21 protein-coding genes and 2 pseudogenes are annotated in these 23,959 nt (G+C 68.8%); 6 read left to right on the top strand and 17 right to left on the bottom strand.

Going from position 1 to position 23,959, the window contains the following annotated elements:
• Positions 1-448: 448 nt before the first annotated feature.
• From AB3X07_RS04010 to ubiE, 5 genes are all read right to left on the bottom strand, one after another.
• The gene (locus AB3X07_RS04010; RefSeq protein ID WP_369942966.1) at positions 449-1,090 is read right to left on the bottom strand and encodes an HAD family hydrolase; all 642 of its coding nucleotides are present in this window, start codon (positions 1,088-1,090) and stop codon (positions 449-451) included.
• Complete coding sequence (locus tag AB3X07_RS04005; protein WP_369942964.1) at positions 1,081-1,800, bottom strand: hypothetical protein; 720 nt, start codon at positions 1,798-1,800, stop codon at positions 1,081-1,083. The genes AB3X07_RS04010 and AB3X07_RS04005 overlap by 10 nt, the downstream gene beginning before the upstream one ends.
• On the bottom strand, positions 1,797-2,783 hold the full coding sequence (locus tag AB3X07_RS04000) for an alpha/beta fold hydrolase (protein WP_369942962.1): 987 nt from the start codon (positions 2,781-2,783) through the stop codon (positions 1,797-1,799). The genes AB3X07_RS04005 and AB3X07_RS04000 overlap by 4 nt, the downstream gene beginning before the upstream one ends.
• 186 nt (positions 2,784-2,969) lie before the next feature.
• A complete protein-coding gene (locus AB3X07_RS03995; protein WP_369942960.1) occupies positions 2,970-4,913 on the bottom strand; it encodes a M1 family metallopeptidase in 1,944 nt (647 codons plus the stop codon).
• A 135-nt stretch (positions 4,914-5,048) separates the two neighbouring features.
• Positions 5,049-5,810 (bottom strand): bifunctional demethylmenaquinone methyltransferase/2-methoxy-6-polyprenyl-1,4-benzoquinol methylase UbiE, encoded by a 762-nt coding sequence (gene ubiE, locus AB3X07_RS03990; RefSeq protein ID WP_369942958.1) that lies wholly within the window; start codon positions 5,808-5,810, stop codon positions 5,049-5,051.
• Positions 5,811-5,923: 113 nt separating this feature from the next.
• Between ubiE and AB3X07_RS03985 the strand changes: the two genes are divergently transcribed.
• From AB3X07_RS03985 to AB3X07_RS03975, 3 genes are all read left to right on the top strand, one after another.
• Positions 5,924-6,379: a nucleoside deaminase gene (locus AB3X07_RS03985; RefSeq protein ID WP_369942957.1), complete on the top strand. Its 456-nt coding sequence runs from the start codon at positions 5,924-5,926 to the stop codon at positions 6,377-6,379.
• A gap of 250 nt (positions 6,380-6,629) precedes the next feature.
• Positions 6,630-7,817 carry a DUF1624 domain-containing protein gene (locus tag AB3X07_RS03980; protein ID WP_369942955.1) on the top strand — a complete coding sequence of 396 codons (1,188 nt, stop codon included), beginning with the start codon at positions 6,630-6,632 and terminating at the stop codon, positions 7,815-7,817.
• A gap of 81 nt (positions 7,818-7,898) precedes the next feature.
• Positions 7,899-9,263 carry a DUF2252 domain-containing protein gene (locus AB3X07_RS03975; protein ID WP_369942953.1) on the top strand — a complete coding sequence of 455 codons (1,365 nt, stop codon included), beginning with the start codon at positions 7,899-7,901 and terminating at the stop codon, positions 9,261-9,263.
• Positions 9,264-9,583: 320 nt separating this feature from the next.
• Here AB3X07_RS03975 and hslU read toward each other — a convergent pair whose 3' ends face one another.
• The 9 genes and pseudogenes from hslU to AB3X07_RS03930 all read right to left on the bottom strand — a co-directional run bounded on the left by hslU (position 9,584) and on the right by AB3X07_RS03930 (position 17,628).
• Positions 9,584-10,948 (bottom strand): ATP-dependent protease ATPase subunit HslU, encoded by a 1,365-nt coding sequence (hslU, locus tag AB3X07_RS03970; RefSeq protein ID WP_369942951.1) that lies wholly within the window; start codon positions 10,946-10,948, stop codon positions 9,584-9,586.
• A gap of 114 nt (positions 10,949-11,062) precedes the next feature.
• A complete protein-coding gene (gene hslV / locus AB3X07_RS03965; protein WP_369942949.1) occupies positions 11,063-11,614 on the bottom strand; it encodes an ATP-dependent protease subunit HslV in 552 nt (183 codons plus the stop codon).
• Between the two features lie 186 nt (positions 11,615-11,800).
• Positions 11,801-11,887 (bottom strand): annotated as a pseudogene (locus AB3X07_RS03960) (DUF3079 domain-containing protein); the annotation flags it as partial.
• Positions 11,888-11,999: 112 nt separating this feature from the next.
• Positions 12,000-12,830, bottom strand: coding sequence for a tyrosine recombinase XerC (gene xerC / locus AB3X07_RS03955; RefSeq protein WP_369942947.1), 831 nt, complete (start codon positions 12,828-12,830; stop codon positions 12,000-12,002).
• A gap of 146 nt (positions 12,831-12,976) precedes the next feature.
• Complete coding sequence (locus AB3X07_RS03950) at positions 12,977-13,642, bottom strand: DUF484 family protein (protein WP_369942945.1); 666 nt, start codon at positions 13,640-13,642, stop codon at positions 12,977-12,979.
• On the bottom strand, positions 13,639-14,493 hold the full coding sequence (gene dapF / locus AB3X07_RS03945) for a diaminopimelate epimerase (protein WP_369942943.1): 855 nt from the start codon (positions 14,491-14,493) through the stop codon (positions 13,639-13,641). The genes AB3X07_RS03950 and dapF overlap by 4 nt, the downstream gene beginning before the upstream one ends.
• Entirely contained in the window at positions 14,486-14,743 is a 258-nt protein-coding gene (lptM, locus tag AB3X07_RS03940; protein ID WP_369942941.1) for an LPS translocon maturation chaperone LptM, read from the bottom strand. Before lptM ends, dapF begins: the two co-directional genes overlap by 8 nt.
• 65 nt (positions 14,744-14,808) lie before the next feature.
• Positions 14,809-15,192, bottom strand: coding sequence for a YbaN family protein (locus AB3X07_RS03935; protein WP_369942940.1), 384 nt, complete (start codon positions 15,190-15,192; stop codon positions 14,809-14,811).
• Positions 15,193-15,540: 348 nt separating this feature from the next.
• A complete protein-coding gene (locus AB3X07_RS03930) occupies positions 15,541-17,628 on the bottom strand; it encodes a S9 family peptidase (RefSeq protein WP_369942938.1) in 2,088 nt (695 codons plus the stop codon).
• A 203-nt stretch (positions 17,629-17,831) separates the two neighbouring features.
• Here AB3X07_RS03930 and AB3X07_RS03925 point away from each other — a divergent pair, with 203 nt between their 5' ends.
• Positions 17,832-19,028, top strand: a complete 1,197-nt coding sequence (locus AB3X07_RS03925; protein WP_369942936.1) for a pyridoxal phosphate-dependent aminotransferase — start codon at positions 17,832-17,834, stop codon at positions 19,026-19,028.
• A gap of 445 nt (positions 19,029-19,473) precedes the next feature.
• On the opposite strand, the pseudogene AB3X07_RS03920 reads toward AB3X07_RS03925, so the two are convergent.
• From AB3X07_RS03920 to AB3X07_RS03910, 3 genes and pseudogenes are all read right to left on the bottom strand, one after another.
• Positions 19,474-19,749 (bottom strand): annotated as a pseudogene (locus tag AB3X07_RS03920) (AAA family ATPase); the annotation flags it as partial.
• 249 nt (positions 19,750-19,998) lie between these two features.
• On the bottom strand, positions 19,999-22,110 hold the full coding sequence (locus AB3X07_RS03915) for a prolyl oligopeptidase family serine peptidase (protein ID WP_369942934.1): 2,112 nt from the start codon (positions 22,108-22,110) through the stop codon (positions 19,999-20,001).
• A 67-nt stretch (positions 22,111-22,177) separates the two neighbouring features.
• The gene (locus tag AB3X07_RS03910) at positions 22,178-22,480 is read right to left on the bottom strand and encodes a hypothetical protein (protein ID WP_369942932.1); all 303 of its coding nucleotides are present in this window, start codon (positions 22,478-22,480) and stop codon (positions 22,178-22,180) included.
• Positions 22,481-22,611: 131 nt separating this feature from the next.
• Between AB3X07_RS03910 and AB3X07_RS03905 the strand changes: the two genes are divergently transcribed.
• Both AB3X07_RS03905 and AB3X07_RS03900 read left to right on the top strand, forming a co-directional pair.
• On the top strand, positions 22,612-23,193 hold the full coding sequence (locus tag AB3X07_RS03905) for a lipocalin family protein (protein ID WP_369942930.1): 582 nt from the start codon (positions 22,612-22,614) through the stop codon (positions 23,191-23,193).
• A gap of 259 nt (positions 23,194-23,452) precedes the next feature.
• Positions 23,453-23,869 (top strand): winged helix-turn-helix transcriptional regulator, encoded by a 417-nt coding sequence (locus AB3X07_RS03900; RefSeq protein ID WP_369942928.1) that lies wholly within the window; start codon positions 23,453-23,455, stop codon positions 23,867-23,869.
• The last annotated feature ends 90 nt before the right edge of the window (positions 23,870-23,959 follow it).

Here is a 23,959-nt window from a genome sequence, read left to right as displayed (position 1 = left end):
CCGTGGCTCTGGCCGTGGCTCTGGCCGTGGCTCTGGCTGTGGCCATGGTTGTGGCTGCTGCTGTGGCTGTTGCTATTGCTTTGGATTTTCCGGGTTCCCTTCCGTAGCGGCGAATAGAGTGGGAAAAACCCCGCAGGGGCGGCGCACATGGATGTGCGCCGTTCGCGGCAGGGGCAGGATGCCCCTTCCGCGAATCCCGCCCTATTCGCGGACCCGGAGCGCGCACAGGCAGGGTGTGCTTGACCAGCCTTCGGCTGTGGTGAAGCGCTTCTTTTGGTTACTTTTCTTTGCACAAGCAAAGAAAAGTGACTCGCCGTAAGGCGAAAGCTTTGCTGTTGCTTTAGGTTTTGCGTGTCGGATCGAGAGGAAACTGTAGGAGCGGCTTCAGCCGCGACAGGCTGCATCAACTATCTGTCGCGGCTGAAGCCGCTCCTACAGAGAAGCCACACTACTCAGCCGCGTCCTGCCACCACGCCAGCAGCGCCGCGCAATCGGCGAAATGCAAATCAGCCAACGCCGGCCAGGGATTGTCCGCGTGCAGCAACACCGTCGTCGCACCGGCATGGCGCCCGCACTGCAGGTCGTATTCGTGATCGCCGAGCATGACCAGCGAACGCGACGCCACACCCCAACGCGCAGCCAACTGCTGCAGACCACCAGGATGCGGCTTCGGCGGCGCCTCGTCGCGACCAAGGATGCTGGCGTCCTCGAACAGATGCTCCACCCCGATCTCGCGCAAGGTCACCCGCGCCAATTCCTGCGCATTGCGGGTCAGCACTCCCAACGTGCAGCCAGCCCCACGCAGCGCACGCAACAACGCCACCGCGCCAGGCGCAGCGACCGCCTGCAACGCCAGCGCCCGCTCGTGCTCGAACAGCCACGCATGCTTGGCCGCCGCCTGCTCCACCGGCAACGCCGCCAGATGCTCCAGGATGTCGGCCTGTTCCGGAATCCCCAGCGCGCGACGGATCAACGCGAAATCGTGCACCGCACAGGTCAGCGTGCCGTCCATGTCGAACACCCAGTGGCGCACCCCGCGCAACGCCGCGGCGCGCGCGGCACCGCCCTCGCCCAGCGTGCTCAGTCCCATCCCGGCATCTGCGACCCGTCCAGTCCACCGGTCTCGAACACCGCCGTACGGGTGCCGCCCGCCTTCACCGGAAACTCGATCTGCAACACCTTGGTCTTGCGCGCCAGCTTCCACAGCGCCTTGTCGTCGCTGATGAACATCGCGATCGCCTCGTCGGTGTTCGGGCGCCACGCCGCGGCCGCGCGCGGCGCCGCGTCGTCGGCCTTGAGCTGCACCTTGCAGCCGCCGGCGCAGCGGAAATCGCCGGCCTGCAGCACCAGATAGGCGCTGCGCTTCCACTCCGGGTGATCGCGGAACACCAGTTGCACCGGCTTGGGACCGCTGCCATCCACATCGACCTTGTCGCGGCTGTACAGCATCGCCGAGCGCTGCGTGCCCTTGCCGGCGGGCACCTGCGAATACTCCCAGGCGGCCTGCATGCGCCGCAGCTCGCGCGCCGCCTCGCCCTTGGCCTTGACTTCGGCATAGCTGGATTCGATGCGCGTGGCCGCGTCCGAGCCCGGGTACTGCTCCAGCAGCGCCGCGCCATGGATGCGCGCCAGGTCCCAGTTGCCGGATTTCACCGCGGCGTCGTATTGCTTGGCCAGATCGTCGGCGGCCTGTTGCCTGGCCTGCGCCTCGGCCGCGGCCTGCGCCTTGCGTTCGGCCTCGCGGTCGCCGCAACCGGCCAGGGCGACGGCGCACAGCGCGCCGAGCAGAATGCGTTTCATCGGGGGACTCCTCGTTGGATCAGCGTCTCGATCGCCTGCGCCACCTCGGCCGGCTTCTCGACGATGGACATGTGGCCGCTGCCGTCGAGCAGCACCTGCAGCGCCTGCGGCACCTGCTGCGCGTACAGCCCGAGCGCGCTGGCGTCGATCACCTGGTCCTGCGCGCTGTTCAGCAGCAGCGCCGGCTGGCGGATGCGCGCGGCCTCCTCGAACGGCAGGAAGGCCTCCTCGCTGCGTCCGATCCGCGCCAGCACCTGCTGCTCGAAGCCGGCCTCGCGGCGGCGCCAGGCGACGATCGTCGACACCGCCCAGGACGGGATCCGCGGCTTGCTCGGCTCCAGCAGGAACACGGTGTCGATGTAGCGACGCAGCGCGTCGGCGTCCTCCACCGCGAACGGATTGGCGCCGTCCAGCACCGCCTGGCCGAACGCGTTGTCGGCGAAGCGCACGCCGGCGGCATTGAGCAGGCCGACGCGGTCGAACAGCTCGGGATGACGCGCAGCGGCGAGCGCGGCGATGCCGCCGCCCATCGAATGCCCGATCAGCACGCACGCGCGATCGGCATGGCGCACACATTGCGCGGCGAACGCGGCCACGCGCTCGGCCTGCGCGACGAAGCCGTAGTCGGCGCCGTCGATACGCTGGCTCTCGGCCCAGCCGGGCAGGTCGGGAATGAACAGGTGATAGCGCTCGCCGAGCGCGCGCGCCAGCGGCAGCCAGTTCTCCTTGCTGCCGGTGAAGCCGTGCACCAGCAACAGCGCCGGTGCGGCGGGGTCGGCCGCGGCGCGATGCAGGTAGGTCCAACGATGTCCCGCGACCTGCGCCTGGAGGCGCTGCAGGCCGCTACCGAGGCGCAGGCGCCGGCCTTCCAGGCGCACCAGCAGGAACGGATCGCGGCGCAGCGCGAACAGCGCGCACAGCAGCAGGACCAGCAACAGGCTCGCGGCCAGCACCGCCAGCAGCAACGCGACGAGCAGCATCATGGAAGAGAAGGAAACCTGTGGCGTGCCATGCCGCTACCTTCGCATGCGGCCGCAGCCGGCGCCAAGCCCCGCGCGGACGGCGCATTCGGCATCAGGTGCGATGCGCCTCAGGGGCACGCCAGAACGAACGCGGGAGCGGCTCGCCAACGCCGCTCCCGCTGGGGGTGTCACGCTTGGCGTGCCGACTCAGTGCGCGGCGGCGCCCTTGTCGGCCTTGGCCAGCATGTCCTCCACCGACACCGTGGTGATCGGGTGGTAGCCGGGCTTGGCCTGGGCGAACACCTGCTTGGCGAAGGCCAGGCCGTCCGGCGTCTTCACCAGTTCGGCGTAGATCGGCAGGATCAGCTTGCGACGACCGACGCGGGCGATGAACTCGCCGGCGGCCGGACGCGCCTCGGCATAGCCGCTGCGGATCGCCAGCGGATACCAGCGCATCGCGATCTCGCCGTTGGCGGTACCGGTGAAGTGGTAGGCCGCATCCAGTTGCTTGAGCTGCTCGGGCTTGAGCGTCTCGCCCAGGCCGCTCAGGAAGCGCGTCCACTCCTGCGTGCTCCAGGCGTCGGTGACCTGCTTGCCCGGCAAGGTGCCGCTGCCGACCCAGGCGATGCGCGCAGTATCGACCATCGCGAAGTTGCGCGAACGCGCCTTCTGCGCGAAGGCCGGAATGCCCGGCTCGTCCAGCCACGCGTGCAGTTCCGCCTCGCTCACCGCACCGGGCTTCTTGGCCAGCAGGTTCTTCTTGAGGTAGTCCACGAACTGGTCGGTGTTGGCGCTCTGGAACGCGTGGTCGTCGAACCAGCCGCGCAGGAACGGATCGAAGGTGGCGCGGCCGAAGCGCTGCTCCAGGAACTGCAGGAACCACGCGCCCTTGACGTAGGCGACCTGGCTCAAAGCATCGTCCGGATCGCGCTCGGTCAGCGCCGGCAGCGCCAGCGCCTGGTCCGCCGGGCTCATGCCCTTCAGTTCGGCGAGCAGATCGGTCTGGTCGATCTCGCGCTCCATCTCCGCCGCTTCGGCGCCGTACAGCGCCTCGGTGATGCGCGCCTGCACGTAGGTGGTGAAGCCTTCGTTGAGCCAGATGTCCTTCCAGCTGGCGTTGGTCACCAGGTTGCCGGACCAGCTATGCGCCAGTTCGTGCGCGATCAGCGACACCAGCGACTTGTCGCCGACGATCACGGTCGGGGTGGCGAAGGTCAGGCGCGGGTTCTCCATGCCGCCGAACGGGAACGACGGCGGCAGCACCAGCATGTCGTAGCGGCCCCAGCGATACGGGCCGTACAGGTTTTCCGCGGCCACGATCATCTTCTCGGTGTCCTCGAACTCCTTGGCCGCCTTGTCGGCCATGGCCGGCTCGGCCCACACGCCCGAGCGCGCCGAGATCGGCTTGAACACCAGGTCGCCGGCGGCGATGGCCAGCAGGTAGGACGGGATGGGCTGCGGCATCTTGAAGCTGTAGTCGCCGTCGCGCGCGGTCTTGGGATCGTTGTCGGCGCTCATCAGCACCATCACGTCCGGACGCGACGTCACATGCGCGCTATAGGTGAAGCGCACGCTCGGCGTGTCCTGCAGCGGCACCCACGAGCGCGCGTGGATCGCCTGCGACTGGCTGAACATGAAGGGCAGCTTCTTGCCCTCGGTCATCGACGGCTCCAGCCACTGCAGGCCCGAGGCGGTCGGCGCGGTGTGGTAGGCGATGGTGACCTTCTGCGGCTGGGTCGGCGCCTCGATGGTCAGCTTGCTGCCGTAGATCTTGTCCACCGGCGCCAGCGCGTACTGCAGCGGCGCCGGGTTGCCCTTGCCGTCGTCGCCCTGGACCTTCTCGATGGTCAGCTCGCGCGTGTCCAGCACCAGTTGCTTGGCGCTCTTGTCCTTCCAGTCCAGCGTGTAGGTGGCGGTGCCGCCGATCTGCTTGCTGTCGAAATCCAGCTTCAGGTCCAGCGCCAGATCCTTGATCACGACCTTGGACGGATCGGCGTAGGAACTTTCGTCGTGGCTGCGGTCGGCGGGTTTCACGGCGGCGGCGGGCGCGGGCTTGGCGGCGGCGGGAGCGGCGGCCTCGGTGGGCGCCTCGCGGGAACACCCGGTCGCGATGACCGCGGCCAGGGACAACAACAGGAACGGGGAACGCATGGCGGACAGCACCGGTTCGGGGAAAACCCGCAGTTTACCGGAAGGCCGGGATTGGGGATTCGGGAGTGGGGATTCGCAAAGCGCAGCAGCCCGCTCCTTACGAATCCCCAATCCCCATTCCCGAATCCCGGCCTCTCAGATCTTATAGCCCGAATGGATCGCGACGATGCCGCCGGTCAGGTTCTTGTAGTGGCTGCGGGCGAAGCCGGCCTCGGCCATCATGCCCTTCAGCGCGTCCTGCGGCGGGTGCTTGCGAATGCTCTCGGCCAGGTACTGGTAGCTGTCGGCATCCCTGGCGAACAACTGGCCCAGCCGCGGCAGGATCTTGAACGAATGGAAGTCGTAGAGCGGCTTGAACCAGTCGGCGGTGACCTCGGAGAACTCCAGCACCCGCGCCTGCCCGCCGACCTTCAGCACGCGGTACATCTCGCGCAGCGCCGCATCCTTGTCGGTGACGTTGCGCAGACCGAAGGCGATGGTCACCAGGTCGAAGCTCTGGTCCGGGAACGGCAGCGCCTCGGCATTGCATTGCACGTAGTCCAGGCCCGCGACCAGGCCGCGGTTGGTCAGCCGGTCGCGGCCCACCGACAGCATGCCGGCGTTGATGTCGCCCAGCACGATCTCGCCGTCGGCGCCGACCCGGTCCTTCAGCAGCGCGGCGATGTCGCCGGTGCCGCCGGCCAGGTCGAGCACGCGATCGCCCGGCTTGACCTGCGCGGTGGCGACGAAATAGCGCTTCCAGGCCCGGTGGATGCCCAGGCTCATCAGGTCGTTCATCAGGTCGTAGTTGCCGGCGACCGAGGTGAACACCTCGCCGACCAGCTTCTGCTTGTCCTTGGCGGCGACGTCACGGAAGCCGAAATGGGTGGTGCCTGACTTGTAGGGAGATTCGCTCATGCCGGGATTATCGCACTGCCGGCCGCTCCGTGGCGGTCAACCGGCCGCGCGGCGGATGACAGCCCTGGCCGCCTGGGCCAGACTGCGTAGCCACACCCCCGCCGGCCCGCACGATGCTGACCACCCCCGACTACCGCGCCCTGCTCGACACCGCCATCGCCGAAGCCCGCCAGGGCCTGGCCGAAGGCGGCATCCCGATCGGCGCGGCGCTGTACCACAACGACGGCCGCCTGCTCGGCTGCGGCCACAACCGCCGCGTGCAGGAGGGCGACCCCTCGGTGCACGGCGAGACCGACGCGTTCCGCAAGGCCGGCCGCCAGCGCCGCTACAAGGACACCATCATGGTCACCACGCTGGCGCCGTGCTGGTACTGCAGCGGCCTGGTGCGCCAGTTCAACATCGGCACCGTGGTGGTCGGCGAGTCGGTCACCTTCCAGGGCGGCATCGACTGGCTGCGCGAGAGCGGCGTCAACGTGATCGACCTGCACAGCCAGGAATGCATCGACCTGCTCGGCGGTTACATCGCCGCCAACCCGGACGTGTGGAACGAGGACATCGGCGAGGACTGAGCGCCGCGCGGGGCCGGGCGCAACGGCCACAGGCAACGGGCCGCGATCTCGGCCGCTCCCAAACCGGGCTAGCGGCCGGCGCAGCCAGCAACGTGCACCCGCAAGACATCGCTCGCCGCTCGCTGCGGCCGCGGCCTCGATAGACAGCGCAGCCATAACACCAGCAAGACCAGGGGCGTCATCACTGGCGCGCAGATGCCCGCAGGTCTAATGTTATATTATTTCAATAGACGAACACTGATCGCGCCGCATGCCGCCTGTTGCCCTCGCTTCGCCCGCTTCCCCCGTCGTCCCCGCAGCGCCGGCCGCGCGCCTGACCTCGATCGACCTGCTGCGCGGCACGGTGATGCTGCTGATGCTGCTGGATCACGTGCGCGAGACCTTCTACATGCAGCACCAGATCGGCGACCCGATGGACGTGGAGCGCACCGCGCCGGCGCTGTTCGCGACCCGCCTGCTGGCGCACCTGTGCGCGCCGGTTTTCGTGTTCCTGACCGGGCTGTCGGCCTGGCTGTACGCTGCGCGGCAGCCGCGCGGCCGTGCCGCGGCGGCGGCGTTCCTGCTCAAGCGCGGGCTGTTCCTGATCGTGCTGGAGCTGACCCTGGTCAACCTCGCCTGGACCTTCGCCTTCCCGCCGCAGGTGCTGTACCTGCAGGTGATCTGGGCGATCGGCCTGAGCATGCTGGCGCTGGCGGCGCTGCTGTGGCTGCCGCGGCCGCTGCTGGCCCTGCTCGGCGCGCTGTTGGTGGCCGGGCACAATCTGCTCGACGGCGTGCACGTGCAGGGCGACGGCGCGCTGGCCACGGCCTGGGCGGTGCTGCACGACCGCGGCTGGCTGCAACTGGGCGACCTGCGCCTGCGGACCTCGTATCCGCTGCTGCCGTGGATCGGGGTGATCGCGCTGGGCTATGCGGCCGGCCCCTGGTACGGCGCCGACACCGCGCCGGCACAGCGGCAGCAGCGGCTGCTGGCCTGCGGACTCGGCGCGCTGGCGCTGTTCCACCTGCTGCGCTGGCACAACGGCTACGGCGATGCGCCCTGGCAGGCCCAGGACGACCTCGCGCATACCGCGATGAGCTTCTTCAACCTGACCAAGTACCCGCCATCGCTCCTGTTCCTGCTGCTGACCGTGGGCGTGGGCCTGCTGTTGCTGCGCCTGTACGAACGGCCGCGGCTGGCGCGGGCGCTGGCGCCGCTGGCCGCGATCGGCGCGGCGCCGATGTTCTTCTACCTGCTGCACCTGTACGTGCTGAAGCTGCTTTACCTGGCGGCGCTGGCCTTCTGGGGCGCCAGCCACGGCAGCCTGTTCGGCGTGGACAGCGTGGCGGCGCTGTGGGCGATCGCCGCGGCGCTGGGGCTGGCGCTGTACTGGCCCACCGCCGCGTTCGCGCGGCTGAAGGCGCGCCGTCGCGATCTGGCCTGGCTGCGCTATCTGTAGCCGCGGCGTGGCGGCGCGATTCATCGCCGTGCAACGCCGGCATGCTGCACTGGCGGCCCTGTCCGTGTCCGGAGCCCCGCCATGCCCATCCGCCTGCCGCGCCTGCTGCCGATCGGCCTGCTGCTCGCCGCCACCGCCGGCTGCGCCACCGCCGCCAGCCAGCGCGACGCCTGGGTCGTGCAGCAGATCCACGACTACAACCATGCGTATGCGGCGCAACACGCCGAACTGGACACCAAGCTGGCGGCGATGGCCGGCAGCGCCTACGCGTTCTACCGCGGCACCGACCATCTGTTCTACCAGGACATGAAGACCCTGCCGGGCTCGCTGTGGACCTCGCCGCAAACCGGCTATACCTGGCTGGGCGGCGACCCCCACCTCGGCAACTTCGACGCGGCGCGCGACAGCAGCGGCAAGGCGGTGTTCAAGGTCGCCGACTTCGACGAAGGCCACCTCGGCCAGTACGTGTGGGACCTGCGCCGGCTGGCGGCGAGCATGGTCCTGGCCGGGCGCGACAATGGCCTGTCCGACAGCGACATCGGCGATGCCATCGACACGATGGTCGGCGCCTACCTGGACAAGATCGGCGACTTCAAGGGCAGCGACGCCGAGAAGAGCTTCCAGTTGAGCAAGAGCAACACCAGCGGCGTGGTGGCCAAGGCCATCGACAACGCCGACGGCAAGAGCCGCGGCAGCCTGCTGTCCAAGTACACCGCGGTCAGCGGCGGCAAGCGCCAGTTCCAGGACCTGGACACCCTGGTCGCGGTGGACGCCAGCACCGCCTCGGCGGTGGCCGCAGCGATGAACGGCTACATCGGCTCGATCGCCGCGTCCAAGCGCTATGCCAGCAGCTACTACACCATCAAGGACGTGCGCCAGAAACTGGGCTCGGGCACCGGCAGCCTCGGCCGCCTGCGCCTGTACGTGCTGATCGAAGGCCCGAGCGCGGCGACCGGCGACGACGTGATCCTGGAATGGAAGCAGGAAGCGGCCAGCGTGGTCGCCGTGGCGGCACCGTCGCAGATGCCGGCCTCCGGCTACGCCAACAACGAGGGCGCGCGCGTGGCGCGCACCGCCAAGGCGCAGACCCTGGATGCGGACGTGCTGATCGGCTACGCCAGCGTGGCCGGCGTGCCGTTCTACGTGCACGAGAAATCTCCGTTCCAGGAAGACCTGGACCCGACCGCGCTGAGCAGCGCCGGCAAGCTCGCGACCGCGGCCACCTACCTGGGCCAGGCGCTGGCCTCGGCGCACGCGCTGTCCGACCAGGACTACGACGCGAACGTGGTGCCCTACAGCATCGACAAGCAGATCGACCAGGCGGTCACCAGCAAGAGCGGCCTGAAGTCGGAACTGCGCCAGTTCGCGTTCGATTACGCCGCGCAGGTGCAACTGGACTGGCAGGGCTTCGTGGCCGCGTACCAGGCGGGGACACCGCTGTACTGACTTTGCCGGGCGCATGCGAATCGCGCGCACTGCGCTGCTGCGACGGCCATGGTGAAAGGGCTTCTTGTGGGAGCGGCTTCAGTCGCGACCTGCCCTTTCCGAAGACCGGGTCGCGGCTGAAGCCGCTCCTACAGGGCTCCGGTAGACGCCATGCGCAGACGCGCTCGTCCGATTCATGGTTTGCAGATGAAGCGTCTGTAGGAGCGACTTCAGTCGCGACAAGGCTTTACCGATATAACCCGTCGCGACGGAAGTCGCTCCCACAGGATCCACGCGCGCCTGACGCGTCCCGGGACGCGAGACGCGCCGCAGACCAGCGGTTACAGGATGTACCGGCTCAGATCCGGATCCTGCACCAGTTCGCCCAGGTGCGCGTTCACGTACGCGGCGTCGACCACCACGCTCTGCCCGTCGCGGTCGGGCGCCTCGTAACTCAAGGTATCGAGCAAGCGTTCGAGCACGGTATGCAGCCGCCGCGCGCCGATGTTCTCCTGGCGTTCGTTGACCAGGAACGCGATCTCGGCCAGCCGGTCGATCGCATCGTCGGTGAAGCGCAGGCTCACGCCCTCGGTCAGCAACAGGGCTTCGTACTGCTTGGTCAGCGCCGCCTTGGGTTCGGTGAGGATGCGGATGAAGTCCTCCTTGGACAACGCCGACAGTTCCACCCGGATCGGGAAACGTCCCTGCAGTTCCGGAATCAGGTCGCTGGGCTTGGCCAGGTGGAACGCGCCGGAGGCGATGAACAGGATGTGGTCGGTCTTGACCGTGCCGTACTTGGTGCTGACGTTGGAGCCTTCCACCAACGGCAGCAGATCGCGCTGCACGCCTTCGCGCGACACGTCGCCGCCGGAGGACCCGGCTTCGCCGCGCTTGGCGACCTTGTCGATCTCGTCGATGAACACGATGCCGTGCTGCTCGCAGGCCTCGATCGCCGCGGCGCGCACGTCCTCCTCGTTGACCAGCTTGGCCGCCTCTTCCTCGATCAGCAGCGGCCGCGCCGCCTTGATCGTCAGCTTGCGCGCCTGCGACTTGCTGCCGCCCAGGTTCGCGAACATCTGCCGCAGCTGCTGGCCCATTTCCTCCATGCCCGGCGGGGTCATGATATCCATGTTGACGTTGACCGCCACGTCCAGTTCGATCTCGCGCTCGTCCAGTTCGCCGGCGCGCAGCATGCGCCGGAACTTGCTGCGGGTGTCGCTGTCCTGCGCCGACGGCTCGTTGCGCGCGGCCTCCGGATCGAAGCCGATACCGGCACTGCGCCGCGGCAGCAGCGCATCCAGGATGCGGTCCTCGGCGCGGTCCTCGGCCTGGGTGCGCACGCGCACCTTGGCCTGCTCGCGGTACAGCTTGACCGCGGTGTCGGCCAGGTCGCGCACGATCTGCTCCACGTCCTTGCCGACGTAGCCGACCTCGGTGAAGCGCGTGGCCTCGACCTTGACGAACGGGGCATTGGCAAGCGTCGCCAAGCGCCGCGCGATCTCGGTCTTGCCCACGCCGGTGGGGCCGATCATCAGGATGTTCTTGGGCATCACTTCGTTGCGCAGCGCATCGGGCAGCTGCATGCGCCGCCAGCGGTTGCGCAGCGCGATCGCCACCGCGCGCTTGGCGTCGTGCTGGCCGACGATGTGGCGGTCCAGTTCCTGCACGATTTCGCGCGGGGTCATGGTGCTATGGGTATCGGTCATGGTCGGGGAATCGAAGAGGGAATGGGGAATGGGGAATCGGGAATGGGAAAAGCAGGCGTCATCGGCAACGGAGACAGGAACCGCCGTGGCGATTCCCGATTCCCCATTCCCGATTCACAGCTCTTCGACCACCACGTTGCGATTGGTATAGATGCAGATGTCGCCGGCGATGTTCAGCGCTTCGACCGCGATGGTCTTCGCGTCGAGCGCGGTGTGGCCGAGCAGCGCGCGCGCCGCCGACAGGGCGTAGGAGCCGCCGGAGCCGATGGCGATGATGCCGTCCTCCGGTTCGATCACGTCGCCGGTGCCGCTGATGATCAGCGAGGTTTCCTTGTCGGCCACCGCAAGCAGCGCCTCGAGCTTGCCCAGGCGGCGTTCGGTGCGCCAGTCCTTGGCCAGTTCCACCGCCGCGCGGGTCAATTGGCCATGCTTTTCCAGCTTGGCTTCGAACAGTTCGAACAGGGTGAAGGCGTCGGCGGCGGCGCCGGCGAAACCGGCCAGCACCTGGCCGTCGCGGCCGAGCCGGCGCACCTTGCGCGCGTTGCCCTTCATCACGGTGTGGCCCAGGGTCACCTGGCCGTCGCCGGCCACGGCGACACGGCCATCGCGGCGCACCGACAGGATCGTGGTGGCGTGGAAAACGTTGGGATTCTGACTGGGGTCCATGCGGCCTCCGAAACGGTTCTTCAGGTGTGGGGGCATGCCAGCGCCCGTTCAAGCGTCGGCGGCTCGGCCGTTGGCGATCCTGGCGTGACTCGGGCGCTGCGGCTCGGGTTCGATGCCCCACAGCAGGTACCAGTCCTCGCCCTGCGCCTCGATGGGATGCATGACGCGTCCAGAACCATTGCCGCAGGCCAGATCGTCCGCCGCGCAATAGCGGTCGCAGCCCCAGCAGATCCGCTCCGGATGCGCGGGGTGCAATGGAAAGGGTTTCGCCATCGATCTGTCTCGCTGCATGTTCAGCGGACACTCTCTCCGCTCCCCGCGGCGCGCGCCTTGATCCAGAACAAGCGCGCGCGACCCTACCGCCGTGCCGTCTGCGTTCGGCCGCTCAGGTCTTGCGCTTGGCGCGCGGATGCGCGGCGTCGTAGACCTTGGCCAGATGCTGGAAATCCAGGTGGGTATAGATCTGCGTGGTGGCGATGTCGGCGTGGCCAAGCAGTTCCTGCACGCCGCGCAGGTCGCCGGAGGATTCGAGGATGTGGCTGGCGAAACTGTGCCGCAGCATGTGCGGGTGCACGTGCTTGAACAGGCCCTGGCGCCCGGCCAGCTGCTTGATCCGGATCTGCACCGCGCGCGCTCCGATCGGCGCGCCGCCGCGGCCCGGGAACACCGGCGCCTCGACCGCCGCCTTGGTCTCCGCCTGCCATTCCAGCAGCGCCTTGCGCGCGTGCGAGCCGACCGGCACCAGCCGCTGCTTGTTGCCCTTGCCGAGCACGCGGACCAGGCCGCTGGCGAAATCCAGGTCGCGCCAGCGCAGCGCGCACAGCTCGCTCAGGCGCAGCCCGGAGGAATAGAACAGTTCCAGCAGCGCGCGGTCGCGCAAGCCCAGCGGCGCATCGGTCGGCACTTCGACCAGGCGCACCGCCTCGTCCGCGTCCAGCACCTGCGGCAGCTTGCGCGGCGCCTTCGGCGCACGCAGCGCGGCCGCCGGGCTGGCGGCGATCTGGCCGTGCTTGAGCAACCATGCATAGAAGCTGCGGCAGGCCGACAGGCGCCGCTGCAGGCTCTTCGGCGACAGGCCGCGGCGGTGCTCGGCGGCGATGAAATGGCGCAATTGCTCGGCATCGAGCGCGGCCAGGTCGGCGTTGGCGTTGTCCGCCGCCCATGCCGCCAACGCCGCGAGATCGCGGCGATAAGCGTCCAGCGTATGCGCGGACATGCGGCGCTCGACATGCAGATAGGCAAGAAACCGGGCCGCGGCCCCCTGAGATCCGGGAGCGACCGCGTCTTGCGCGGCACCAGCCGCCTGCCCGGCGTCGTCGCCGGCAGTCCGGGGTCCGGCGCTTCCCCGGGTCCCGGCGCCGCTCATCGCTGCAGCGCCACCACCAGCGACTCGCCCATCATGCGCAGGAACAGCGTGCCCATACCGGGATAGAAGCGGTTCGGGTCGCGGCTGCCGACCGCGAGCAGGCCCACCCCAGGCAACGGCAGCAGCGCGGTGGACTGCACCTCGTCGGCACGCTCGGCGTACAGCAGCGCCTGTTTTTCAGGCTGCAGGCGGCCGCAGATCGGCTCGCCGTCCTTCAGGCAGTCGCGGAACGGCGCCAGCCGCGGATCGTCCTGGGCCAGGATCTGCAGCCACGGCGCCTGTTCCAGGCCGGGCAGCGGCTGCAGCAGCACGATGCTGACCAGGTCGCCCTGGAAATCCTCCTGCAGCGAGGCCGCCATCGCGCGCACGCTGTCAGCGGCGTTGCCCTGGCGCATCAGCGCCAGGGTCAGCTGGTGGGTGCGCACCGCGAGGCGTTCGTTGACCTGGGCGTTGGCGGCCAGCTCCGACAGGCGCCGCGACAACTCGCGGTTCTTGTCGCGCAGCACTTCCAGTTGGTAGCTCGCCAGCGACGCCGTCGGGCCGTCGTCGCGCGGCACCACCAGGGTCAGCGCCAGATCGGGAAACTGTTTCAGGAACGTCGGGTGGCGACGCAGCCATGCGGCGACGTCGTGCGCGCCGAGCTTGTCCTGGGTCTCGCTCATCGGATCCACTCCCCATCGAAAACGAACGCCGCCGGCCCCGACATCACCACCGGCGCGTCGTCGTGCGGCCAGCGGATGCGCAGTTCGCCGCCGGGCAGCGTGACGCGCACGTCGCGTTCCACGCGGCCGCGCTGGATCAGCACCGCCGCCGCGGCGCAGGCGCCGCTGCCGCAGGCCAGAGTCTCGCCGACACCGCGCTCGTACACGCGCAGGCGCACATGGCCGCGGTCGATCACCTGGGCGAAGCCGACGTTGACCGAATCGGGGAACGACGCATGCTGCTGCAGCAGCGGCCCCAGCCGCTCGACCGGCGCCGCATCGACCAGGCCCACTTCCAGCACCGCATGCGGATTGCCCATCGACACCGCGCCGAAGCGCACGCTGCCGCCCTGCAGCGGCAGCACGTATTCCTCGCGCGCGCGCGGGAAGCCGACCAGCGGCACGTCCTCCGGGGCGAAGCGCGGTACGCCCATCGCCACCGCGAACTGGCCGTCGGCCCCGCGCTCGATGCGATGCGAGGCGAACGGGCTGTCGATGACGAAGCTGTCGCTGGTGGCGGTGCCGTCGCGCACCAGCCAGGCGGCGACGCAGCGCGCGCCGTTGCCGCACTGCCCGGCCAGGCTGCCGTCGGTATTCCAGATCCGGTAGCTGGCCACCGCCTCGGCGCTGCGCGGCGCCTCGATGGTCAGCAGTTGGTCGCAGCCCACGCCGAAATGGCGGTCGGCGATACGCATCGCCAGCGTCGCGTCGGGCGCCGGGGTGCCGTCGCGCAGGTCGAGCACCACGAAATCGTTGCCCGCTCCCTGCATCTTGGAAAAGCGCAGGCGCGCCGCGGGCGTGGCCTCACTCATTCCCATTGGTGGTGGGCGTGGGGGTGGGGGTGTCGTCGACCGGCTGCTGCTGGCCATCGACCGGCTGCGCCTGGCCGGCCGGATCGGTGCTGGCGGGCGGCGTCGCGTCGGGCGCGGTGGCCGGCGCGGTTTCCACCGGGACCGGCTTCTGCGGCATCACCAGCGGGCCTTTGTTGCCGCACCCGGACAGCGCCAGCAGGGCGGCGGCGAACAGGGCGATACGGATCGGATGAGGGAACGATGTGCTCATGCGCCGAGTATAGCCAGAAGGGCATGAACCGGCTGTGCCGCGGGCGGCGTCACGCTGGCGCCCCTTCACTCGCGCGGCGGCGGCTCCGGGCGCAGCCACAGCCACAGCGCCACGCCGCTCATGCACCCGATCGCCAGCACCTGCACCCAGCGCGTGTGCACGAACAGCACCAGCACCAGCGCGCAGACCGCCATGGTCAGCGTGGCCATCCACTTGCCGCGGCGGCTGACCGCCCCGTGCGCTTCCCAGTCGCGGATGCTGGCGCCGAAGCGCGGATCCTCCAGCAGGCGCCGGCGCAGGCGCTCGGAGCCGCGCGACGCGGCGTAGGCGGAGATCAGCACGAACACCGTGGTCGGCAGTCCCGGCACGAAGATGCCGACAATGCCCGTCGCCAGGCTGGCGTAGGCCAGCAGCCACCATGCCCAGCGGAAACGGGAAGGGGGTTCCATCGGTGCATGATAAAGCCGCGGCCGGATGGGGATGCGGGCCGTGCGTCGCGGCGTGTCCTCGCTGCGTCGAGAGCGGCCGCGCATCGCCACTCTGCATCCGTCGCCGCGCGCGATGCGGCGGCCGAGCTTCCTGCAGTCGGGACTGAAGTCCCTCCCCACAGTGCACCCAGCCGGCAGGCGGCGCACCTGCCGGCGTGGGAGCGACTTCAGTCGCGACGCGGCGTTCCTGAGTCAGCGGCTTCGGAATCCGTCGCGGCTGAAGCCGCTCCTACAGGAAGCCGGCGATGCGCCGGCCGCCTGCACTGTAGGAGCGGCTTCAGCCGCGACAGGATGCCAGCCTAGCCGACGCTACTTCGCCGCATGTTCCACGCCCAACTGATCGAGCATGAACGCATACGACTCGGCCTGCTCGCGGTAGCGACGGAAGCGCCCGGACTTGCCGCCGTGGCCGGCTTCCATGTTGACCCGGAACACGATCGGCCGGCTGCCGGTGTCGTATTCGCGCAGCTTGGCCACCCACTTCGCCGGTTCCCAGTACTGCACCTGCGAATCCCACAGCCCGGTGCCGACATACAGCGCCGGATACGCCTGGCGCTTGACGTTGTCGTACGGCGAGTAGCCGAGCATGTAGTCGTAGTACGTCTTCTGCTCGGGATTGCCCCACTCGTCGTACTCGTTGGTGGTCAGCGGGATGCTCGGGTCGAGCATGGTGGTCACCACGTCGACGAACGGTACCTGCGCCACCAGCACCCGGTAGTCCTGCGGCGCCATGTTCGCCACCGCGCCCATCAGCAGCCCGCCGGCGCTGCCGCCGGCCGCGGCGACCCGGTCCGGCGCCGCATAGCCGAGCTTGACCAGCGCGCGGGTCACGTCGATGAAGTCGGTGAAGGTGTTGGTCTTGTGCAGCAGCTTGCCCTGGTCGTACCAGTCGCGGCCCATTTCCTGGCCGCCGCGGATGTGCGCGATGGCGTAGACCACGCCGCGGTCGAGCAGGCTCACCACCGGCAGATTGAAGTTGGGATCGGTGGACATGCCATAGCTGCCGTACGCGTACTGGTACAGCGCCGCGGTGCCATCCTTCTTGAAGCCCTTCTTGTACACCAGCGACACCGGCACCTTGGCCCCGTCGCGCGCGGTCACCCACACCCGCTCGGTCTGGTATTTGCTCGCGTCGTAGCCGATCACCGGCTGCTGCTTGAGCAGCTTGCGCTCGCCGGTGCGGGTGTTGAGTTCGTAGGTGGTGGCCGGCGTGGTCAGCGAGGTGTAGCTGTAGCGCAGCCACGGCGTGTCCGGCTCGGGATTGACCGACAGGCCCATCGAGTACGCCGGCTCGTCGGCCTTGACGTAGTCTTCCCGGCCGTCGGCGAAATGCAGGCGGATCCGTTCCAGGCCGTCGGAGCGCTCGGCGATCGCGGTGAAGCCGTCGAACAGCTCGAAGCCGTCGATGAACACCTTCTCGTCGTACGGCAACCACGCCTGCCACTGCGAACGCTTGGTCGCGCCGTCCGGCGCGGTCATCAGCGCGTAGTTCTTGGCCTTCCAGTTGGTGCGGATCACCCAGCGCCCGTCGAAATGGTCGGCGCTGTACTCCACGTCGCGCTCGCGCGGCGCCAGCACGGTGAAGTGCTGCGGATCGGCGGCCGGCGCGTAGCGCTGCTCGGAGGACACCGTGCTTTCCACGCCGATGAGGATGTACTTGTCGTCGCGGGTGCGGCCCAGGCCCATGTAGAAGCTGTCGTCCTTCTCCTCGTAGACCAGCGCGTCCTGCACCGCCGGCGTGCCCAGCACATGCTTCTTGACCCGCACCGTGAGCAAGGTCTCCGGGTCGTTCTCGACGTAGAACAGGGTCTTGTTGTCGTCGGCCCAGACCACGTCCGGCGACACGCCCGGCACGCGATCGGCGTAGACCTCGCCGGTCTCCAGGTTCTTGAAGCGCACCACGTACTGGCGGCGGCCGACGTCGTCCTCGGTCCACGCCAGCAGGCGGTTGTCCTGGCTGACCACCGCATCGCCGACACTGAAATAGCCCTTGCCGGCGGCCATGGCATTGACGTCGAGCAGGACCTCTTCCGGCGCGTCCATGCTGCCCTTGCGCCGCGCGTGCACCGGGTAGTCCTTGCCGCTCTCGTAGCGGGTGTAATACCAGTAACCGCGCTCGCGGTACGGCACGCTGCTGTCGTCCTGCTTGATGCGGCCGACGATCTCGCCGTAGAGGGTGTCCTCCAGCGGCTTGAGCGGCTTCAGCACCGCGTCGGCGTAGGCGTTCTCGGCGTTGAGATAGGCCAGTATCCGCGGGTTCTCGCGCTTGTCGTCGCGCAGCCAGTAGTAGTCGTCCTGGCGGGTGGCGCCGAACGGCGCCTTGACCGTGTGCGGCTGCTTGGCCGGATGCGGGGGAGTGGCGTCGGTGGCGAGGGCGGAAGCGAAGGGCGCGGTCATGAGCAGGAGGAAGCTCGCTAGCAAGGGACGGGGATGCATCTAATGGGGCTCCAGCGGCGGCAACGCAACGGGATGGCGCCACCCGGCCGGGAGGCGGCACGCACACGGCACGATGCCGCACGGTGCGGGCGAGTCTCCGCGCAACGCCGCATCCTGGCAAGCGCGCAACGTTTTGTTGCGGCGCGCTCCTCTATCATCGGGGCATGGCTTCCCTTCCCTCACCCCCACCGACCGCCGCGCCCGGCTATAGCCAGCGCAGCCGCGAGATCGAACCCTTCCACGTGATGGCGTTGCTGGCCCGCGCCAACGAACTGGAACAGGCCGGCCACGACGTGATCCACTTGGAGATCGGCGAACCGGACTTCACCACCGCCGCGCCGATCGTGACCGCCGGCCAGGCCGCGCTGGCGGCCGGCCACACCCGCTACACCGCCGCGCGCGGGCTGCCGGCGCTGCGCGAGGCGCTGGCCGGCTTCTACCGGCAGCGCCACGACGTGGACCTGGATCCGGCGCGGATCATGATCACCCCGGGCGGGTCCGGCGCGTTGCTGCTGGCCAGCGCCTTGCTGGTCGATCCGGGCAAGCACTGGCTGCTGGCCGATCCCGGCTATCCGTGCAACCGCCATTTCCTGCGCCTGGTCGAGGGCGGCGCACAGCTGGTGCCGGTCGGTCCGGACAGCCGCTACCAACTGACGCCGGCCCTGCTGGACGCGCACTGGAACGCCGACAGCGTCGGCGCGCTGGTCGCCTCGCCGGCCAACCCCACCGGCACGTTGCTGGACCGCGCCGAACTGGCGGCGTTGGCGCAGGCACTGCATGCGCGCGGCGGACACCTGGTGGTGGACGAGATCTACCACGGCCTCAGCTATGGCGTCGACGCGCCCAGCGTGCTCGAAGTGGACGACAACGCCTACGTGCTCAACAGCTTCTCCAAGTACTTCGGCATGACCGGCTGGCGCCTGGGTTGGCTGGTGGCGCCGCGTGCGGCGGTGCCGGCGCTGGAGAAGCTGGCGCAGAACCTGTACATCAGCGCCTCGAGCATCGCCCAGCATGCGGCGCTGGCCTGTTTCCTGCCGGAAACCCTGCAGATCCTGGAAGCGCGACGCGCCGAATTCGCGCAACGCCGCGACTACCTGCTGCCGGCGCTGCGTGCGCTCGGATTCCGCATCGACGTCGAACCGCAGGGCGCGTTCTACCTGTACGCCGATGTCGGCGCGTTCACCGACGACGCGCAGGCGTTCTGCGCGCACTTCCTGGAGACCGAACACGTGGCGTTCACCCCAGGCGTGGATTTCGGCCGGCACCGCGCACGCCAGCACGTGCGCATCGCCTACACGCAGAGCCTGCCGCGGCTGGAGCAGGCCGTGGCGCGGATTGCGCGTGGGCTGGAGCGGCTGTAGGGCACCTCCAGCACCCTGCTGTCGCCACAATCATAACGAAGGCCGCTTGCCCTGTAGGAGCGGCTTCAGCCGCGACAAGGCGTTCCCGGCAAACCCCGGCGCGACCGAAGCCGTTCCCACAGGACGCTTCCTACGTTTGTAGCGGCGCCTTGCAGACGACCATCGCGCATCGGCAAACGCTGCCTGCGTGCCAGGAGCGTTGTCACCGCGCCCGGTTCGTCTGCAAGACCATGCTTCAGACTGGCGAAGGACGCCGGCCCGGACGAGGCAACCGTTCGCAGCGATAGAACCGGTCGATGGCGACGGTCGACGGCAAGACGAGCGTCGGCAAGGCCGCGGCGTCGACCAGCCTCGACAGTTCTTTTCGTTTGCCACGTTCGACGACCGTGATGTGGCGGAGCATTGCCCACGTCACCTGGTCCTTGGCGCCTTCCAGCGCACCGTAACGGTGGGAGTCGCGCCAGCTTCGCTGCAGATAGCGAAGCACACTGGTGATGGTGGGGATGTCCAACACGATGATGCCGGTGGCACGCGCCAGACGTTGCGGAAGAAAGCGAAGATAGTTGCCCTCCATCACCCACCGCTCCTGGGCCAGTGCGGCCTCGTAAAGCGCCGCGAAGTCCTGGCTGGGCCGCGGTGTCCAGGTGGTATTGGGCAGATGCCACAACTGGTCCATATGCACTGTCGCGCAGCCGCGCGCCTGCCCGATCGCCTGCGCCATGGTCGATTTGCCGCTGTTGGAAGGCCCGAGAATGCAGATCCGTTGGCCGAGATCCTCCAGTTTCATTGCGCCGCTCCAGCACTGCCAATGCCACATTCACCGCCCTGCATGAGGGCCTCATTGCGGATACCGATCGTCCGCGGTTCTCACTGTCCGACTTGACCTCTACCCACCTTCGCAAACGACACGGGCCCGCTTTGTCTCAGCGGGCCCGTGTCGATCGACGCTGCATGCAACCGTTGCCGATGCTCAGTCGGCCAACCGCTCCCACAGGAAGCTGTACGCCAGCGCCGCCATGTGCGCGGCCTGCGCATTGTTGGCCGCGCCGCCGTGGCCGCCTTCGATGTTCTCGTAGTAGGTCACGTCCTTGCCGGCGTCGATCATCTTCGCCGCCATCTTGCGCGCGTGGCCCGGGTGCACCCGGTCGTCGCGAGTCGAAGTGAGGAAGATCACCGGCGGATAGGTCTTCTTCGGGTCGAACAGGTGGTACGGCGAGAAGGTCTGGATGTACTTCCAGTCGTCGGTGTCCGGGTTACCGTACTCGGCCATCCACGAGGCGCCCGCCAGCAGGTGGCTGTAGCGCTTCATGTCCAGCAACGGCACCTGCACCACCACCGCGCCGAACAGCTGCGGGTACTGCATCAGCATGTTGCCGGCCATCAGCCCGCCGTTGCTGCCGCCCTGCACGCCCAGGTGCCTGGCCGAGGTGATCTTGCGCGCGACCAGGTCCTGCGCGACCGCGGCCATGTCCTCGTAGGCCTTGTGCCGGTTCTGCTTCAGCGCCGCCTGGTGCCAGCGCGGGCCATACTCGCCGCCGCCGCGGATGTTGGCCAGGACGTACACGCCGCCCTGGTCCAGCCAGGCGCGGCCCATGCCGCCGGAGTAGGACGGGGTCATCGAGACCTCGAAACCGCCGTAGGCGTAGAGCAGCGTCGGCGTGCTGCCGTCGAGCTTGAGCTGCTTGGGCCGGACCAGGAAGTACGGAACCTTGGTGCCGTCCTTGGAGACCGCGAAGTGTTGCTCGATCTCGTCCTTGGACGCATCGAAGAAGCTCGGCATCGCCTTGAGCGTCTCGATGCTCTGCGGCCCGCGCTGCACGTCGGCCAGCATCAGCGTGGTCGGGGTCAGGAAGTCGGTGGAGGTCAACCACACCTGGTCGTTCTCGTCGGCATCCACCGCGGACACGCTGGTGCTGCCGTAGGCCAGGTCGCCGACCGGGAACGGCGTGCGCGGCCACTCGCCCGCGCCCGGGGTCAGCACCCACAGCCGGCTCTTGACGTTGTCGAGCACGTTCAGCACCAGGCGCGATTTGGTCCAGGCGAAGGAGGCCAGCGAGGCGGTCTCGGTCGGCGTGAACAGCACCTGGAACTCGCGCTTGCCGGCCATGAAGTCGTCGAAGCGGGTGACCAGCAGCGCGCCGGCCGGATAGGTCTTGCCGCCCACGTTCCACGGCTCGCGCAGCTCCAGGGTCAGCCACTCGCGGTGCACGCTCTTGTTGGCCGAGTTGGGCACGTCGATCTTGGTCAGGCGCGCATCGGCGCCGGGGGCGCGCAGATACAGTTCGTCGTTGTAGAAGGCCAGCGTGCGGCTGACGAAGTCGCGCTCGTAGCCGGGCGTGTCGTCGCGCATCGCGGCGATATACATGTCGTCCGGCTTGCCCTCGTAGACCAGTGTGGCGCTGCTCATCGGGGTACCGCGCTTCCACTGCTTGACGATGCGCGGATAGCCGGAGCTGGTCATCGAGCCGGCACCGAAGTCGGTGTACAGGTAGACGGTATCGGCATCGATCCAGCCCAGGCCGCCCTTGGCTTCGGGACGGAAGAATCCGTCCTTGACCCACTGCTTGGTGTCCATGTCGAATTCGCGGGTGACGTCGGCGTCGGCGCCGCCGCGCGACAGCGCGATCAGGCAGCGGCGGTACTCCGGGCGCAGGCATTCGACGCCGTGCCACACCCAGTTCTCGCCCTCGGCCTTGTTCAGCGCGTCCAGGTCCAGCACCGTCTCCCACTTGGGCTCGGGCTTGCGGTACTCCTCCAGCGTGGTGCGCCGCCACAGCCCGCGCTCGTGCTGGCGGTCCTTCCACAGGTTGTAGTAGTACTTGCCCATCTTCTGCACGCCCGGGATCTTCGCATCCGAATCCAGTACCTCGCGGATGCCGGCTTCGCGCGCCTGGAAGCCCGGTTCGGCGGTCAGCCGCGCCTCGGTCTTGGCGTTCTGCGCCTTGACCCACTCCAGCGGCTTGGCGCCGGTGACGTCTTCGAGCCAGGCATAGGGGTCTTGGGGCATCGCGGTTTCCTTCGCCGCGGCAGTGCCGGAGACGATCAGTCCGGCGAGCAGGCAGGCATGGGCAAGAGAGGGCATGGAAGGGTCCAGAAAGGTCAGGCTGGCAACGTAGCACGCGAAAACCAGGGCCCTCCCCTGCCGAAGGTCAGGCCGCGCGCGTGGTCCGCCATGCCGCTGGCGCGCGCCGCCGCGCCTGGACCCGCGGCCGCGCCCGCGCCAGTGCGCGGCGCAACGGCCGCAGCGGCAACGGGAAGCGATGCAACGCCCACCAGGCGCTCAACGGCATGCCCAGCAGCCACAGCGGGCGCCAGCCCAGCCAGTCGCTGTAGCCGCGCGCGGCCGGCCACACCAGGACCAGGGCCAGCCCGGCGAGCAGCGCCTGTAGCACCAGGCGGCGCAGGCCTGGGTGCGGCGCGCGGGCGGAACGGGAGGAATGGGCGATCGGCATGGCGGCGACTCCGGAGGGCGATGAGGCGCGCAGCGTGCCGCGCCCGCATCTCAACGGCTGCGACCCACTATTGACATGGCTTTCGCTCGATACTCACTAGCTTGTCTCCTTACGTCTCCGGATTCCGTCTTATGCGCCTGCTCCCCCTGTTCGCCTCGGTGCTGCTGCTCGGCATGGCCGTCCCCCTGCCGGCGGCCCGGGCGAAGTCCCCGGAACGCGAATCGGCGCAACCCCCGATCGACCTCGAGCGCTTCATGGGGCGCTGGTACGTGATCGCGCACATCCCCTATTTCGCCGAACGCGGCCATGTCGCCAGCAGCGACGAGTACACGCTCAAGGACGACGGCAAGATCGCGGTGCGCTACCAGTACCGCAAGGGCTTCGATGAGCCGGTCAAGGAAATCACCTCGCGTGCCACGGTCAAGGAAGACACCGGCAATCGTCGTTGGACCACCTGGTTCTTCGCCGTGGTGCCGACCAAGTACCGCATCCTGGAAGTGGCGCCCGACTATTCCTGGGCGCTGGTGGACTACCCCGACCGCGACCTGGCCTGGGTGTTCGCGCGCGAGCCGGACATGGACTACAAGCAGTACCGCGAACTGGTCGGCAAGCTGGACCGCGACTACGGGGTCAACGTCGACAAGCTCAAGCGCGTGCCACAGCGCCGCGACCAGGTCGGCAAGCTCGGCTTCGAGGTGCCGAGCGAGCCCTGATCGCGCCACGCCCGCGCCGGCGGCAGACTGTGCCGCGCGGCAACCGCCGCGCCTTCGCGATCGAGGCGCCAACGCCGCCCCGCCCCCTGCTACCACGGCCGCAAGCAGTGCCGGACGGGGCGCACGCCGCTCCCGTCCCGCATGCCGACCGGAAGCCCACAGGATCGCGGCGTGCGCCGCCGATCACCTGCCGCTCAGCGAAGCGCCGCGCACGGACCGTATGATCGGGGGCGTCTCCCCCCACAGACAGGTGCACCGCGTGTCCAGCGTTCTTTCCGAAGCTCTCGACGATGCGCCGCGCGACTGCGCGGATACGCCCCTGCTGCGCGGCCAGGTGTTCGCGCAGAACTGTCCCTCGCGCGCCGTGCTCAGCCATGTGACCAGCCGCTGGGGCGTGCTGGTGCTTGTGGCGCTGCGCAAGGGCACGCACCGGTTCGGCGACCTGCGCCGCAGCCTGGAAGGCGTCAGCGAAAAGATGCTGTCGCAGACCCTGCAGGCGCTGGAGGCGGACGGCCTGGTGCAGCGCACCGCCTACCCGGTGGTGCCGCCGCACGTGGAATACGACCTGACCCCGCTCGGCGAGGAAGCGGCCGCGCACGTGCACGCCCTGGTGGACTGGATCGAGCGCAACATCGGGGTGATCCTCGGCGGCGGCGCGCCGCTGGACGCGGCGTGAACGCAATCCATCCCCTGTAGGAGCGGCTTCAGCCGCGACAGGCCTTCCCGGGAAGGCCTGTCGCGGCTGAAGCCGCTCCTACAGGTCACG

Origin of the sequence: Xanthomonas sp. DAR 35659 (assembly GCF_041242975.1) — a bacterium.
GTDB classification, from domain to species: Bacteria; Pseudomonadota; Gammaproteobacteria; order Xanthomonadales; family Xanthomonadaceae; genus Xanthomonas_A; species Xanthomonas_A medicagonis.
Note: the sequence above shows the minus strand (reverse complement) of the source record. Positions and strands in the feature narration are given on the sequence as shown.